Here is a 16,899-nt window from a genome sequence, read left to right as displayed (position 1 = left end):
GAGGAGCCTCATATGTAAATGTATGAGGACTCTTTTTTTGGCAAAATTTAAGTGATACTTGTAAAATAGAACCTATTATGAGTATGATTTAAGAAAACGCTTACAAAACTAATAACCGCAACTAGCGATATGGAGGAAACATGATGTCTTATAGCATTGGAATTGATTATGGAACAGCTTCAGGCCGTGTGTTTTTAATTAATACAACTAACGGTCAAGTAGTATCAAAATTTGTGAAACCATATACACATGGTGTCATTGAGAGTGAATTAAATGGTTTGAAAATACCACATACATATGCACTTCAAAATAGTAATGATTATTTAGAAATTATGGAAGAAGGAATATCATATATAGTACGTGAATCAAAAATAGATCCAGACAATATAGTAGGTATTGGTATAGACTTTACTTCATCTACTATTATTTTTACTGACGAAAACCTTAACCCGGTACATAACTTAAAACAATTTAAAAACAATCCACATGCGTATGTGAAACTTTGGAAACATCATGGTGCATATAAAGAGGCAGAGAAATTATATCAAACTGCTATTGAAAATAATAATAAGTGGTTAGGCCATTATGGATATAATGTTAGTAGTGAATGGATGATTCCCAAAATAATGGAAGTCATGAATCGAGCACCAGAAATTATGGAAAAAACGGCTTATATTATGGAAGCGGGCGATTGGATTGTAAATAAATTAACTAATAAAAATGTACGGTCGAATTGTGGATTAGGTTTCAAAGCATTTTGGGAAGAAGAAACAGGGTTTCATTATGATTTATTTGATAAAATAGACCCCAAATTATCAAAAGTAATTCAAGATAAAGTATCTGCACCTGTTGTTAATATTGGTGAAGCAGTAGGGAAACTGGATGATAAAATGGCACAGAAATTAGGATTATCAAAAGAGACTATGGTAAGTCCTTTTATTATTGATGCCCATGCTAGTTTATTAGGTATTGGGTCTGAAAAAGATAAAGAAATGACTATGGTGATGGGAACAAGCACATGCCATCTTATGTTAAATGAAAAGCAACATCAAGTGCCAGGTATATCAGGTTCTGTAAAAGGAGCAATTATTCCAGAATTATTTGCTTATGAAGCGGGACAATCAGCAGTAGGTGATTTGTTTGAGTATGTCGCTAAGCAAGCACCAAAGTCATATGTAGATGAAGCAGCAAATAGAAATATGACTGTATTTGAATTAATGAATGAAAAGATAAAACATCAAATGCCAGGTGAAAGTGGGCTCATTGCTCTTGATTGGCATAATGGAAATCGAAGTGTATTAAGTGATAGCAATTTAACAGGTTGTATCTTTGGATTAACTTTACAAACTAAGCATGAGGATATTTATAGAGCATATTTAGAAGCTACAGCATTTGGTACTAAGATGATTATGCAACAGTATCAAGATTGGCATATGGAAGTAGAAAAGGTATTTGCATGTGGCGGTATACCTAAAAAGAATGCTGTTATGATGGATATCTATGCGAATGTACTGAATAAAAAATTAATTGTTATGGATAGTGAGTATGCACCAGCAATAGGCGCAGCAATATTAGGTGCAGTCAGTGGTGGCGCACATAATTCAATTAATGATGCAGTTGATGCTATGAAAGAGCCAATTTTATACGAAATTAATCCAGAAGCGGAAAAAGTACAAAGGTATGAAACATTATTTAAAGCTTATAAGGCTTTACATGATATCCATGGTTATAAAAAAGCTAATATAATGAAAGATATCCAGAGTTTAAGAGTTGAGGGATAAAAAATTTAATTTGACAGTAATTAGCAATAATAAACGCTATAAATTACTAAAATCAATTAATACAACTAGAATTTCCATTTACAGAAATATCAGCAACATGTACATGTCATATATACAAGAAAGCGCTTTTATATTATAATTATTATGAAAATGAATATTATGTCCGCTTGTGATGGACTATAGCTATATAGAAGAGACAAAGGAGATATTTCTATGAAAAAAATTATGATTACTGGTGCATTAGGACAAATTGGTACAGAATTAGTTGTTAAGTGCAGAGAAATTTATGGGACAGATAATGTTCTTGCTACAGATATTAGGGAACCTGAAGCAGACTCACCTGTACAAAATGGACCATTTGAAATCTTAGACGTAACAGATCGTGACCGTATGTTTGAGTTAGTTAGGGACTTTGAAGCGGATAGTCTAATGCATATGGCAGCATTATTATCAGCAACTGCTGAGAAAAATCCAATTCTAGCTTGGGATTTAAATATGGGTGGATTAATGAATGCATTAGAAGCTGCAAGAACTTATAATTTGCACTTTTTCACACCAAGTTCAATTGGTGCATTTGGAGACTCAACTCCTAAAGTTAATACGCCACAAGTAACGATTCAGCAACCTACGACAATGTATGGTGTAAATAAAGTAGCTGGAGAATTATTGTGTCAATACTATTTCAAACGTTTTGGTGTAGATACAAGAAGTGTTAGATTCCCAGGTTTAATCTCGCATGTTAAAGAGCCAGGTGGCGGTACTACAGACTATGCTGTTGAAATATACTTCAAAGCAGTAAGAGAGGGTCATTATACAAGCTTCATAGATAAAGGCACGTATATGGATATGATGTATATGGATGATGCAATTGAAGCAATTATTAAACTTATGGAAGCAGACGACGCTAAATTAGAAACTAGAAATGGTTATAATTTGAGCGCAATGAGTTTTGATCCAGAGATGGTAAAAGAAGCAATTCAAGAATACTATCCCAATTTTACATTAGATTACGATGTTGATCCTATTAGACAAGGTATCGCTAATAGTTGGCCGGATTCTATTGATACAAGCTGTTCACGTGGCGAATGGGGATTTGATCCTAAATATGATTTAGCGAGCATGACTAAATTAATGTTAGAAGCTATTGAACAAAAAGATACTGTTAAAAATAATAACTAATCATTTCCATTCACTTTAATACACGGAATGATATTTTAAATTACTCTTTATTTTAATAAACTAGTGCATGAATTCTAATATTATTCATTATACTTATTGAATTCGCGAGCTTAGTTCATTTTAAAGTAAAGAGTTTTTTGTATGTAAAGTATATTAGTAAAACACAGATTACTTGTCTCTGTGAAATTAATACGTTTATACTAAAAGATATAGTCTTTCTAGAAAATCTGTTAATTAATTTTGAATTTTTAGAAAATTTATTGAACAGAAAAATATGGATTGTTATAATTTAAGTTAAACAAATTCTTATACAATATTATTAGGAGGCAATCACCATGTCACAAGCAGTTAAAGTTGAACGACGAGAAACATTAAAACAAAAACCAAATACATCTCAACTAGGTTTTGGTAAATATTTTACTGATTATATGTTGAGTTATGATTATGATGCAGATAAAGGATGGCATGATTTGAAGATAGTACCTTATGGTCCTATTGAAATTTCACCTGCTGCACAAGGTGTTCATTATGGTCAATCGGTATTCGAAGGATTAAAAGCATATAAAAGAGATGGGGAAGTTGCACTTTTCCGTCCTGAAGAAAATTTTAAGCGTCTTAATAACTCGTTAGCACGATTAGAAATGCCTCAAGTAGACGAAGCAGAATTGTTAGAGGGGCTAAAACAATTAGTTGATATTGAAAGAGATTGGATTCCTGAAGGGGAAGGTCAATCATTATATATTCGTCCATTTGTTTTTGCAACAGAAGGGGCACTTGGCGTTGGTGCATCACATCAGTATAAATTATTAATTATTTTATCTCCTTCAGGTGCATATTATGGTGGTGAAACTTTAAAACCAACTAAAATCTATGTAGAAGATGAATATGTGCGTGCTGTTCGTGGCGGTGTAGGCTTTGCAAAAGTTGCAGGTAACTATGCGGCAAGTTTATTAGCACAAACTAATGCAAATAAATTAGGTTATGACCAAGTATTATGGCTTGATGGTGTTGAACAGAAATATATCGAAGAAGTTGGTAGCATGAACATTTTCTTCGTTGAAAATGGCAAAGTAATTACACCAGAGTTGAATGGCAGTATTTTACCTGGTATTACACGTAAATCTATTATCGAATTAGCTAAAAACTTAGGATATGAAGTCGAAGAGCGCCGCGTTTCAATCGATGAATTATTCGAATCATATGATAAAGGTGAGTTAACAGAAGTATTTGGTAGTGGTACTGCAGCAGTTATTTCACCTGTGGGTACATTGAGATACGAAGATCGTGAAATCGTTATTAATAATAATGAGACTGGTGAAATTACTCAAAAATTATACGACGTCTATACTGGTATTCAAAATGGTACTTTAGAAGATAAAAATGGTTGGAGAGTCGTTGTACAAAATATTAATAAAAATTGAATATAATCATGAAAACAATATGCAAAAGTTAATCATGACTAAAATCCCTTTCAATAAAGCGAAGCATGGTAATAAATTAAGTTTACAATGTTTATTGTTAAGTATTGAAGGGGATTTCACTTATTATTATATTTAATTCAATATTTAAATAGAACAATACTACGAGTTCATTTTCAGGGGATAACGAATATCATAGAATCAGCATAATACGAAATAAATAAATAGGAGTATTGATATTAATGGAATGGATATTATTTGATAAAGATGGTACGTTAATTGAATTTGATAGAAGTTGGGAAAAAATAGGGGTACGATTTGTACAATCATTGCTTGAGACTTTCCCAGTACATAATAAAGAAGCTGCTTTAAGACAACTCGGTGTCATTAAAGAATCTATTGATCCAAAATCAGTGATGGGTTCAGGATCTTTACAACAAATTATCCAGGCATTTAATGATGTGACGGGACAAGATACAACCGACTGGTCCAAGTCAACAAGTCAAAAGCTGGTAGATGAACGTATTCCTGAAATTAATTGGGTAGAAGGTGTTAAAGAAGCACTTATCGATTTGAAAGCAAAAGGCTATCAACTTGGTATTGTTACGAGTGATACTAAAAAAGGTGTAGAACAATTTTTAGCACATACCAATGCTACCTCGTTGTTCGATTTGATCATTTCTACCGAAGCGGATGCCTATGAGAAGCCAAATCCTAAAGTATTATCGCCTTTATTTGAGCAATATAATGTAGATCCTCAGAAAGTAGCTATAGTAGGAGACACTGCTAATGATATGAAGACAGCAAGTAATGCAAATTTAGGTATGGCAATAGGTGTATTAACAGGTATTGCAACAAAAGAAGAATTACATGAAGCTGATATTATTTTAAATAGTGCGGCAGATATTTTAGAAGCTTTAAATTAAAAAGAAAGACATAGTGTATATGTGAATTAATGTATTCGATAGAATTGATAAAATAATCGATAATATCTATGGAATATACATTGAATATAAACATATACGCTATGTCTTTAGTCTTTTATCGTGTATCTACTTGTCGATATGTTTGAATAATTCGAGCAATTTTGTTTATCATAGGATTTAAAGATTCGGGGTCCTTATGGATATCATATTCATTAATATTGATACGTACAACTGGACATGCATTAAAGCTATTAATCCAATCGTCATAGCGTTTAAATAGCTTTTTCCAGTATTCAGGGTCTGTATTAATTTCCATTTCGCGACCACGTTCAATAATACGATCAATGACCTCATCATAGTTACATTCTAAATAAATCATTACATCAGGTTTAGGAAAATAAGGTGTCATGACCATGGCATTAAATAAGTCTGAATATGTTTTGAAATCTTCTTTACTCATTGTGCCTTCTTCTTCATGCATTTTTGCAAAAATATCAACATCTTCATAAATTGATCGATCTTGGACAAAGCCACCACCATATTCAAACATACGCTTTTGTTCTTTAAAACGTTCAGCTAAGAAGTAAATTTGCAAATGGAAACTCCATCGTTCAAAATCGCTGTAAAATTTATCTAAATATGGATTATGTTCGACATTTTCAAAAGACGTTTTAAAGTTTAATTTATCTGCAAGTGCTTGCGTTAGTGTTGATTTTCCAACACCAACTGTACCTGCAATGGTTATAATGGCATTTTGTGGAATACCGTAATTATTCATTGGTAATATCTCCTATCATAGGTAATATAATATGTAATATATCTTCGTAATCTTGTTCATTTTTAAGAAAATCAATAGAAGTTGTATCGATTAAAACTACATTTGAACCATTACTTTGTAAGGACTCATAATACTCACGATAATCTTTTTTTAACTTTAACAGATATTCATCTTCTATTTGATGCTCAAAACTACGGTTACGTTTAGCAATTCTAGATTTTAACACATCAAGGTCTGCATCTAAAAAGATAATCATATTCGGCATAATCATATCTTCAGTTAAAATATCATAAATTTTACTGAATTTCTGAAATTCAACAGAACTCAAAGTATTTTTAGCAAATATCTTATTTTTATGTATATGATAATCACTAACTACACCTTGATTTAGTTGTGTTACATCTTGAAATTGCTTATATCTATTGCATAAAAAGAACATTTCAGTTTGAAAACTCCATTTAGAGATATCTTCATAAAAGTCTGATAAAAATGGATTTTCTGTGATTATTTCTTTTTCTTCATAAAAATCTAAAGTTTGACTTAATTTGTGTGCAAGTGAAGATTTACCTACGCCAATAGGACCTTCAATTGCTATAAAAGGCTTGTTCATATTCACATCTCCAAATGTTAAAATAGACATTGAGTATTGTACCATAAGTGAGGTATCTGGACATAAATGACAAATGATATATATTTTATGACATTAGCGATTGAAGAAGCTAAAAAAGCAGCTCAACTAGGCGAAGTACCTATAGGTGCTATCATCACTAAAGATGATGAAGTTATCGCTAGAGCACATAATTTAAGAGAAACACTACAACAACCAACGGCGCATGCTGAACATATTGCAATTGAACGTGCAGCCAAAGTGTTAGGTAGTTGGCGTTTAGAAGGTTGCACATTATATGTAACCTTAGAACCATGTGTCATGTGCGCAGGAACAATTGTAATGAGTCGCATTCCAAGAGTCGTCTATGGCGCAGATGATCCTAAAGGTGGTTGTAGTGGCAGTTTAATGAATTTATTGCAACAATCTAATTTTAATCATCGTGCAATTGTTGATAAAGGTGTACTTAAAGAAGCATGTAGCACATTATTAACAACATTTTTTAAAAACTTAAGAGCCAATAAGAAATCCACCAATTAGACGATAGTACATACTAATTAAAATTTGTTAGAATTACATTATATGATAAATTAATGACAATATAAATGTTAATAGAAAAGTATGTGCGCTGAGTATATATTCTTATGTAAGAACAAGATTTTAAATTTACGAAACGAGGTAACATAATGATAAAACTAATAGCCACTGATATGGATGGCACGCTACTTAATGCAGCACATGAAATTTCTCAACCTAATATTGATGCGATTAAATACGCTCAAGAACAAGGGATAACGGTTGTTATCGCGACAGGTCGAGCATTTTATGAAGCACAAGCACCAGTTGCTGACACAGATTTAACAGTACCATATATTTGTTTGAATGGTGCTGAAGTACGTGATGAAACTTTCAATGTAATGAGCACTTCACACCTTAATAAATCGTTAGTACACAAAATTACAAATGTTTTAAAAGATGCAGGTATTTATTATCAAGTATACACGAGTCGTGCGATTTATACTGAAAATCCACAAAGAGATTTAGACATTTACATAGATATTGCTGAGCGTGCAGGTCAACATGCAAACGTTGAGCGTATTAAAAATGGTATTCAAAGACGCATAGATAATGGTACGTTGAAAGTTGTTGATAATTATGATGCTATTGAAAACATACCTGGTGAATTAATTATGAAAATATTAGCATTTGATGGAAATTTAGAAAAAATTGACAAAGCTAGTAAAATTTTAGCTGAATCTCCGAATTTAGCTATATCATCATCTTCGAGAGGAAATATAGAAATAACGCATTCAGATGCACAAAAAGGTATTGCGCTAGAAACAATTGCCGAAAGATTAGGGATTGAAATGAAAGATGTCATGGCAATAGGTGACAATTTAAATGACTTATCAATGTTAGAGAAAGTTGGTTATCCAGTTGCGATGGAAAATGGTGCAGAAGAAGTTAAAAAAATAGCGAAATATGTCACAGATACGAATGAAAATAGTGGTGTTGGAAAAGCTATTATGAAATTATTACGTGAACAACAAGTTTAATAAAAAAGAGGGGTCAAATATGAAAGGATTAATTATTATTGGCAGTGCACAAGTGAATTCACATACAAGTGCACTAGCAAGATACTTAACTGAGCATTTTAAAACACATGATATTGAAGCGGAAATATTCGATTTAGCAGAAAAGCCGTTAAATCAATTAGATTTTTCAGGAACAACACCGTCTATTGATGAAATCAAACAAAATATGAAAGATTTAAAAGAGAAAGCAATGGCGGCGGACTTTTTAATATTAGGAACGCCAAACTATCATGGTTCATATTCTGGAATATTGAAAAATGCATTAGATCATCTAAATATGGATTATTTTAAAATGAAACCTGTAGGCTTAATAGGAAATAGTGGTGGTATTGTTAGTTCAGAGCCATTGTCACATTTAAGAGTAATCGTCAGAAGTTTACTAGGCATTGCTGTACCAACTCAAATTGCAACACATGATTCTGATTTTGCTAAAAATGAAGATGGTTCATATTACTTAAATGATAGTGAATTCCAATTACGAGCAAGATTATTTGTCGATCAAATTGTATCTTTTGTGAATAATAGTCCATATGAACATTTAAAATAATATTAAAAAAATGTAAATATACATTAAAAATAGGTATGTAGCTTAAGGTATTTCATTGAGAATGCTTTTAAGTCACATGCCTATTTTTTGTTCTAATGCACCAATAGTAAGCCTTTGAGATTACTGTTGCGAGCAATGTTATTAATTAAAATAAGATGTAATAGCGAATTGAAAACAAGCTTAGATTAAAAGTGAGTTTTAAAAATATAGATAAATAATTTAAAACAATTAAAGAAAAAAAGTATTAAAAATTGCAATTCTTAAACTGTGATTCATATTAATATTTGTGGCAAATAACATTGTAAAATAAAGAAAAATAATTAAAGTATTGCACTTTATTGAAATTTATATTACGATAGTAATGCAGAAATTTATATATGCAAAATATTATATTTATCAAATTTTGATATTTTAAAGGAGTATTATTAAATGAATAATAAAAAGACAGCAACAAATAGAAAAGGCATGATATCAAATCGATTAAACAAATTTTCGATAAGAAAGTATTCTGTAGGTACTGCTTCAATTTTAGTAGGGACAACATTGATTTTTGGGTTAAGTGGTCATGAAGCTAAAGCGGCAGAACATACGAATGGAGAATTAAATCAATCAAAAAATGAAACGACAGCTCCAAGTGAGAATAAAACAACTGAAAAAGTTGATAGTCGTCAACTAAAAGATAATACGCAAACTGCAACTGCAGATCAGCCTAAAGTGACAATGAGTGATAGTGCAACAGTTAAAGAAACTAGTAGTAACATGCAATCACCACAAAACACTACAGCTAATCAATCTACTACACAAACTAGCAATGTAACAACAAATGATAAATCAGCAACTACATATAGTAACGATACTAGTAAAAGCAATTTAACGCAGGCAAAAGACGTTTCAACTAAGCCTAAAACAACAACTATTAAACCAAGAACATTAAACCGTATGGCAGTGAATACTGTTGCAGCACCACAACAAGGTACAAATGTTAATGATAAAGTACATTTTAAGAATATTGATATTGCGATTGATAAAGGACATGTTAATAAAGATACTGGTAAAACTGAATTTTGGGCAACTTCAAGTGATGTTTTAAAATTAAAAGCAAATTATACAATCGATGATTCTGTTAAAGAGGGCGATACATTTACTTTTAAATATGGTCAATATTTCCGTCCAGGATCAGTAAGATTACCATCGAAAACACAAAATTTATATAATGCTCAAGGTAACATTATTGCTAAAGGTATTTATGATAGTGCAACAAATTCAACAACATATACATTTACAAACTATGTTGATCAATATACAAATATTAGTGGTAGTATTGAACAAGTTTCATTTGCCAAACGTGAAAATGCAACAACTGATAAAACTGCTTATAAAATGGAAGTTACATTAGGAAACGACTCTTATAGTAAAGAAGTTATTGTCGATTATGGTAATAAAAAAGCACAACCGCTTATTTCAAGTACAAATTATATCAACAATGAAGATTTGTCACGAAATATGACTGCATATGTAAATCAACCTAAAAATACATATACTAAACAAACGTTTGTTACTAATTTAACTGGATATAAATTTAATCCAAATGCAAAAAACTTCAAAATATACGAAGTGACTAACCAAAATCAGTTTGTGGATAGTTTCACACCAGATACTTCAAAACTTACAGATGTTACTGATCAATTCGATATTAATTATAGTAATGATAATAAAACAGCTACAGTCGATTTAATGAAAGGCCAAAAAAGTAGTAATAAACAATACATCATTCAACAAGTTGCTTATCCAGATAATAGTTCAACAGATAATGGGAAAATTGATTATACTTTAGACACTGACAAAACTAAATATAGTTGGTCAAATAGTTATTCAAATGTGAATGGCTCATCAACTGCAAATGGCGATCAAAAAAAATACAATCTTGGTGATTATGTTTGGGAAGATACAAATAAAGATGGTAAACAAGATGCTAACGAAAAGGGTATTAAAGGCGTGTATGTCATTCTTAAAGATAGCAATGGTAAAGAATTAGATCGTACGACAACAGATGAAAATGGTAAATATCAGTTCACAGGTTTAAGCAATGGAACATATAGTGTAGAATTTTCAACACCAGCCGGTTATACACCAACAACTGCAAATGCAGGTACAGATGACGCAATAGATTCTGATGGACTAACTACAACAGGTGTCATTAAAGATGCTGACAACATGACATTAGACAGTGGATTCTATAAAACACCAAAATACAGTTTAGGTGATTATGTTTGGTATGACAGTAATAAAGATGGTAAACAAGATTCGACTGAAAAAGGAATTAAAGGTGTTAAAGTTACATTGCAAAATGAAAAAGGCGAAGTAATTGGTACAACTGAAACAGATTCAAATGGTAAATATCGTTTTGATAATTTAGATAGTGGTAAATACAAAGTTATCTTTGAAAAGCCTGCTGGCTTAACTCAAACAGGTACAAATACAACTGAAGATGATAAAGATGCTGATGGTGGCGAAGTTGACGTAACAATTACGGATCATGATGATTTCACACTAGATAATGGCTACTACGAAGAAGAAACATCAGATAGCGACTCAGATTCAGACAGCGATTCAGATTCAGACAGCGATTCAGATTCAGACAGCGACTCAGACTCAGATAGCGATTCGGACTCAGATAGCGATTCAGACTCAGACAGCGATTCAGATTCAGATAGCGATTCAGATTCAGATAGTGACTCAGACTCAGATAGCGACTCAGATTCAGACAGTGATTCAGACTCAGATAGTGACTCAGACTCAGACAGCGACTCAGATTCAGATAGCGACTCAGACTCAGACAGCGACTCAGATTCAGATAGTGACTCAGACTCAGATAGCGACTCAGATTCAGACAGCGATTCAGATTCAGATAGTGACTCAGACTCAGATAGCGATTCAGATTCAGACAGCGACTCAGATTCAGATAGTGACTCAGACTCAGATAGCGATTCAGATTCAGACAGCGACTCAGACTCAGACAGTGATTCAGATTCAGATAGCGATTCAGATTCAGATAGTGACTCAGACTCAGATAGCGACTCAGACTCAGATAGCGACTCAGACTCAGACAGCGATTCAGATTCAGATAGTGACTCAGACTCAGACAGTGACTCAGACTCAGATAGTGATTCCGACTCAGATAGCGACTCAGATTCAGACAGCGATTCAGACAGTGACTCAGATAGCGACTCAGATGCAGGTAAACATATACCGGCTAAACCAATGAGTACGGTTAAAGATCATCACAACAAAGCTAAAGCATTACCAGAAACAGGTAGTGAAAATAATAATTCAAATAATGGCACATTATTCGGTGGATTATTTGCGGCATTAGGTTCATTATTACTATTCGGTCGTCGTAAAAAACAAAATAAATAATATGATTAACTTAACCAGGTCCTTGTGACCTGGTTTTTCTGTTTAGAAATTACCAGATATAAATCAAAAAGATTTAAAAAATTAGATACAATTTAATTCGTTATATCAGTGTAATTGTTTATGAATTAGAAAAGCCAAAATATTAATTTCAAGGGTAGATAATGCTATTTTTTATGATAATTAAATAAAGATTACAAAACTCATAAAAATTTTTATTTAAACACAAATATTAAATAACGTTTTAAGATAAAGAAAAATAATTAAAGTATTGTACTTTATCTAAAAATGTAATACTATATTGATATACATTTTTGTATTTAAAACAATTGTATTATTTAAAAATTTGATGAATTAGGAGTAATCTAATGCTAAACAGAGAAAATAAAACGGCAATAACAAGAAAAGGCATGGTATCCAATCGATTAAATAAATTTTCGATTAGAAAGTACACAGTGGGAACAGCATCAATTTTAGTAGGTACAACATTAATTTTTGGTCTGGGGAACCAAGAAGCAAAGGCTGCAGAAAGTACTAATAAAGAATTGAACGAAGCGACAACTTCAGCAAGTGATAATCAATCGAGTGGTAAAGTTGATATGCAGCAACTAAATCAAGAAGACAATACTAAAAATGATAATCAAAAAGAAATGGTATCATCTCAAGGTAATGAAACGACTTCAAATGGGAATAAATCAATAGAAAAAGAAAGTGTACAATCTACCACTGGAAATAAAGTTGAAGTTTCAACTGCCAAATCAGATGAGCAAGCTTCACCAAAATCTACGAATGAAGATTTAAACACTAAACAAACTATAAGTAATCAAGAAGCGTTACAACCTGATTTGCAAGAGAATAAATCAGTGGTAAATGCTCAACCAACTAATGAGGAAAACAAAAAGGTAGATGCCAAAACTGAATCAACTACATTAAATGTTAAAAGTGATGCTATCAAGAGTAATGCTGAAACTCTTGTTGATAACAATAGTAATTCAAATAATGAAAATAATGCAGATATCATTTTGCCAAAAAGTACAGCACCTAAACGTTTGAATACAAGAATGCGTATGGCAGCAATACAACCAAACTCAACAGATTCTAAAAATGTTAATGATTTAATCACATCAAATACAACATTAACTGTCGTTGATGCAGATAATAGCAAAACGATTGTACCAGCCCAAGATTATTTATCATTAAAATCACAAATTACAGTTGATGACAAAGTTAAATCAGGTGATTATTTCACAATTAAATACTCAGATACAGTACAAGTATATGGATTGAATCCGGAAGATATTAAAAATATTGGTGATATTAAAGATCCAAATAATGGTGAAACAATTGCGACTGCAAAACATGATACTGCAAATAATTTAATTACATATACATTTACAGATTATGTTGATCGATTTAATTCAGTAAAAATGGGTATTAATTACTCAATTTATATGGATGCAGATACAATTCCTGTTGACAAGAAAGATGTTCCTTTTAGTGTAACTATTGGAAATCAAATTACAACTACAACAGCAGATATCACTTATCCGGCTTATAAAGAAGCTGACAATAATTCAATAGGATCAGCTTTTACAGAGACAGTTTCTCATGTAGGAAATGTTGAAGACCCTGGTTACTATAACCAGGTAGTATATGTTAATCCTATGGATAAGGATTTAAAAGGTGCTAAGTTAAAAGTTGAAGCGTACCATCCGAAATATCCAACTAATATTGGTCAAATTAATCAAAATGTTACAAATATAAAAATATATCGTGTTCCTGAAGGATATACATTGAATAAAGGATATGACGTTAATACTAATGATTTGGTAGACGTAACTGATGAATTTAAAAATAAAATGACGTATGGATCAAATCAAAGTGTTAATCTTGATTTTGGTGATATTACATCAGCATATGTTGTAATGGTTAATACAAAATTCCAATATACAAATAGCGAAAGCCCAACACTTGTTCAAATGGCTACTTTATCTTCAACAGGTAATAAATCCGTTTCTACTGGCAATGCTTTAGGATTTACTAATAACCAAAGTGGCGGAGCTGGTCAAGAAGTATATAAAATTGGTAACTACGTATGGGAAGATACTAATAAAAACGGTGTTCAAGAATTAGGAGAAAAAGGCGTTGGCAATGTAACTGTAACTGTATTTGATAATAATACAAATACAAAAGTAGGAGAAGCAGTTACTAAAGAAGATGGGTCATACTTGATTCCAAACTTACCTAATGGAGATTACCGTGTAGAATTTTCAAACTTACCAAAAGGTTATGAAGTAACCCCTTCAAAACAAGGTAATAACGAAGAATTAGATTCAAACGGCTTATCTTCAGTTATTACAGTTAATGGCAAAGATAACTTATCTGCAGACTTAGGTATTTACAAACCTAAATACAACTTAGGTGACTATGTCTGGGAAGATACAAATAAAAATGGTATCCAAGACCAAGATGAAAAAGGTATATCTGGCGTAACGGTAACATTAAAAGATGAAAACGGTAACGTGTTAAAAACAGTTACAACAGACGCAGATGGCAAATATAAATTTACTGATTTAGATAATGGTAATTATAAAGTTGTATTTACTACACCAGAAGGCTATACACCGACTACAGTAACATCTGGTAGCGACATTGAAAAAGACTCTAATGGTTTAACAACAACAGGTGTTATTAATGGTGCTGATAACATGACATTAGATAGTGGATTCTACAAAACACCAAAATATAATTTAGGTAATTATGTATGGGAAGATACAAATAAAGATGGTAAGCAGGATTCAACTGAAAAAGGTATTTCAGGCGTAACAGTTACATTGAAAAATGAAAACGGTGAAGTTTTACAAACAACTAAAACAGATAAAGATGGTAAATATCAATTTACTGGATTAGAAAATGGAACTTATAAAGTTGAATTCGAAACACCATCAGGTTACACACCAACACAAGTAGGTTCAGGAACTGATGAAGGTATAGATTCAAATGGTACATCAACAACAGGTGTCATTAAAGATAAAGATAACGATACTATTGACTCTGGTTTCTACAAACCGACTTACAACTTAGGTGACTATGTATGGGAAGATACAAATAAAAACGGTGTTCAAGATAAAGATGAAAAGGGTATTTCAGGTGTAACAGTTACGTTAAAAGATGAAAACGACAAAGTTTTAAAAACAGTTACAACAGATGAAAATGGTAAATATCAATTCACTGATTTAAACAATGGAACTTATAAAGTTGAATTCGAGACACCATCAGGTTATACACCAACTTCAGTAACTTCTGGAAATGATACTGAAAAAGATTCTAATGGTTTAACAACAACAGGTGTCATTAAAGATGCAGATAACATGACATTAGACAGTGGTTTCTATAAAACACCAAAATATAGTTTAGGTGATTATGTTTGGTACGACAGTAATAAAGACGGCAAACAAGATTCAACTGAAAAAGGTATCAAAGATGTTAAAGTTACTTTATTAAATGAAAAAGGCGAAGTAATTGGAACAACTAAAACAGATGAAAATGGTAAATATCGTTTCGATAATTTAGATAGCGGTAAATACAAAGTTATTTTTGAAAAGCCTGCTGGCTTAACACAAACAGGTACAAATACAACTGAAGATGATAAAGATGCAGATGGTGGCGAAGTTGACGTAACAATTACGGATCATGATGATTTCACACTTGATAACGGATACTTCGAAGAAGATACATCAGATAGCGACTCAGATTCAGATAGCGATTCAGATTCAGATAGCGACTCAGACTCAGACAGCGACTCAGATTCAGACAGCGACTCAGACTCGGATAGCGATTCAGATTCAGACAGTGATTCAGATTCAGACAGCGATTCGGATTCAGACAGCGACTCAGACTCGGATAGCGACTCAGACTCAGATAGCGACTCAGATTCGGATAGCGACTCAGACTCAGACAGCGACTCAGATTCAGACAGCGACTCAGACTCAGATAGCGACTCAGACTCAGACAGCGACTCAGACAGTGATTCAGACTCAGATAGCGATTCAGATTCAGACAGCGACTCAGACTCAGATAGTGACTCAGATTCAGATAGTGACTCAGACTCAGACAGTGATTCAGACTCAGATAGCGACTCAGACTCAGACAGCGACTCAGACTCAGATAGTGACTCAGATTCAGATAGCGATTCGGACTCAGACAGTGATTCAGATTCGGACAGCGACTCAGACTCAGACAGTGATTCAGATTCAGATAGCGACTCAGACTCAGATAGCGACTCAGATTCAGACAGCGATTCAGACTCAGATAGTGACTCAGATTCGGACAGCGATTCAGACTCAGATAGCGACTCAGATTCAGACAGTGATTCAGACTCAGATGCAGGTAAGCACACACCTGTTAAACCAATGAGTACTACTAAAGACCATCACAATAAAGCAAAAGCATTACCAGAAACAGGTAATGAAAATAGCGGCTCAAATAACGCAACGTTATTTGGCGGATTATTCGCAGCATTAGGATCATTATTGTTATTCGGTCGTCGTAAAAAACAAAATAAATAATACAGCTTATACCAGGTCCGTGAGGCCTGGTTTTTTATTTCAAAATTTATGAAATGTATCTTATGTTTGAGATTAAATAGTGCAAT

At 32.5% G+C, this 16,899-nt stretch carries 11 protein-coding genes; 9 read left to right on the top strand and 2 right to left on the bottom strand.

Annotated elements, in window-relative coordinates; translation table 11 throughout:
* Positions 1-143: 143 nt before the first annotated feature.
* The 4 genes from IDG63_RS05830 (at position 144) to IDG63_RS05815 (ending at position 5,304) form a co-directional block, all read left to right on the top strand.
* Positions 144-1,781: a ribulokinase gene (locus tag IDG63_RS05830; RefSeq protein WP_000122339.1), complete on the top strand. Its 1,638-nt coding sequence runs from the start codon at positions 144-146 to the stop codon at positions 1,779-1,781.
* Positions 1,782-1,994: 213 nt separating this feature from the next.
* Positions 1,995-2,960: an NAD-dependent epimerase/dehydratase family protein gene (locus IDG63_RS05825; RefSeq protein ID WP_000723301.1), complete on the top strand. Its 966-nt coding sequence runs from the start codon at positions 1,995-1,997 to the stop codon at positions 2,958-2,960.
* A 335-nt stretch (positions 2,961-3,295) separates the two neighbouring features.
* Positions 3,296-4,381, top strand: coding sequence for a branched-chain amino acid aminotransferase (locus IDG63_RS05820; RefSeq protein ID WP_000076037.1), 1,086 nt, complete (start codon positions 3,296-3,298; stop codon positions 4,379-4,381).
* A 239-nt stretch (positions 4,382-4,620) separates the two neighbouring features.
* Complete coding sequence (locus tag IDG63_RS05815; protein WP_000454784.1) at positions 4,621-5,304, top strand: HAD family hydrolase; 684 nt, start codon at positions 4,621-4,623, stop codon at positions 5,302-5,304.
* A gap of 115 nt (positions 5,305-5,419) precedes the next feature.
* On the opposite strand, the gene IDG63_RS05810 is transcribed toward IDG63_RS05815, so the two are convergent.
* Both IDG63_RS05810 and IDG63_RS05805 read right to left on the bottom strand, forming a co-directional pair.
* Positions 5,420-6,082, bottom strand: coding sequence for a deoxynucleoside kinase (locus IDG63_RS05810; protein ID WP_001067262.1), 663 nt, complete (start codon positions 6,080-6,082; stop codon positions 5,420-5,422).
* The gene (locus IDG63_RS05805; protein WP_001039519.1) at positions 6,075-6,692 is read right to left on the bottom strand and encodes a deoxynucleoside kinase; all 618 of its coding nucleotides are present in this window, start codon (positions 6,690-6,692) and stop codon (positions 6,075-6,077) included. The genes IDG63_RS05810 and IDG63_RS05805 overlap by 8 nt, the downstream gene beginning before the upstream one ends.
* Positions 6,693-6,758: 66 nt before the next feature.
* Between IDG63_RS05805 and tadA the strand changes: the two genes are divergently transcribed.
* From tadA to sdrD, 5 genes are all read left to right on the top strand, one after another.
* Positions 6,759-7,229, top strand: a complete 471-nt coding sequence (tadA, locus tag IDG63_RS05800) for a tRNA adenosine(34) deaminase TadA (RefSeq protein WP_000180281.1) — start codon at positions 6,759-6,761, stop codon at positions 7,227-7,229.
* Between the two features lie 146 nt (positions 7,230-7,375).
* The gene (locus IDG63_RS05795; RefSeq protein WP_000593372.1) at positions 7,376-8,245 is read left to right on the top strand and encodes a Cof-type HAD-IIB family hydrolase; all 870 of its coding nucleotides are present in this window, start codon (positions 7,376-7,378) and stop codon (positions 8,243-8,245) included.
* A gap of 19 nt (positions 8,246-8,264) precedes the next feature.
* Positions 8,265-8,831, top strand: coding sequence for an NADPH-dependent FMN reductase (locus tag IDG63_RS05790; protein WP_000677261.1), 567 nt, complete (start codon positions 8,265-8,267; stop codon positions 8,829-8,831).
* Positions 8,832-9,260: 429 nt separating this feature from the next.
* On the top strand, positions 9,261-12,248 hold the full coding sequence (sdrC, locus tag IDG63_RS05785) for an MSCRAMM family adhesin SdrC (protein WP_001060519.1): 2,988 nt from the start codon (positions 9,261-9,263) through the stop codon (positions 12,246-12,248).
* A gap of 365 nt (positions 12,249-12,613) precedes the next feature.
* Positions 12,614-16,813 carry an MSCRAMM family adhesin SdrD gene (gene sdrD, locus IDG63_RS05780; protein ID WP_000934475.1) on the top strand — a complete coding sequence of 1,400 codons (4,200 nt, stop codon included), beginning with the start codon at positions 12,614-12,616 and terminating at the stop codon, positions 16,811-16,813.
* The last annotated feature ends 86 nt before the right edge of the window (positions 16,814-16,899 follow it).

The sequence above is a fragment of the Staphylococcus sp. EG-SA-14 genome, assembly GCF_017151935.1.
In the GTDB taxonomy this organism is placed as follows: Bacteria; Bacillota; Bacilli; order Staphylococcales; family Staphylococcaceae; genus Staphylococcus; species Staphylococcus aureus.
This window is presented reverse-complemented; position numbering and strand designations above follow the sequence as displayed.

Bases quoted from the DNA above. Each gene is read 5' to 3' on its own strand.
- IDG63_RS05795 (WP_000593372.1), top strand. From the start codon at position 7,376: ATGATAAAACTAATAGCCACTGATATGGATGGCACGCTACTTAATGCA.
- IDG63_RS05830 (WP_000122339.1), top strand. From the start codon at position 144: ATGTCTTATAGCATTGGAATTGATTATGGAACAGCTTCAGGCCGTGTG.
- IDG63_RS05790 (WP_000677261.1), top strand. From the start codon at position 8,265: ATGAAAGGATTAATTATTATTGGCAGTGCACAAGTGAATTCACATACA.
- IDG63_RS05815 (WP_000454784.1), top strand. From the start codon at position 4,621: ATGGAATGGATATTATTTGATAAAGATGGTACGTTAATTGAATTTGAT.
- IDG63_RS05825 (WP_000723301.1), top strand. From the start codon at position 1,995: ATGAAAAAAATTATGATTACTGGTGCATTAGGACAAATTGGTACAGAA.
- IDG63_RS05810 (WP_001067262.1), bottom strand. From the start codon at position 6,082: ATGAATAATTACGGTATTCCACAAAATGCCATTATAACCATTGCAGGT.
- tadA (WP_000180281.1), top strand. From the start codon at position 6,759: ATGACAAATGATATATATTTTATGACATTAGCGATTGAAGAAGCTAAA.
- sdrD (WP_000934475.1), top strand. From the start codon at position 12,614: ATGCTAAACAGAGAAAATAAAACGGCAATAACAAGAAAAGGCATGGTA.
- IDG63_RS05820 (WP_000076037.1), top strand. From the start codon at position 3,296: ATGTCACAAGCAGTTAAAGTTGAACGACGAGAAACATTAAAACAAAAA.
- sdrC (WP_001060519.1), top strand. From the start codon at position 9,261: ATGAATAATAAAAAGACAGCAACAAATAGAAAAGGCATGATATCAAAT.
- IDG63_RS05805 (WP_001039519.1), bottom strand. From the start codon at position 6,692: ATGAACAAGCCTTTTATAGCAATTGAAGGTCCTATTGGCGTAGGTAAA.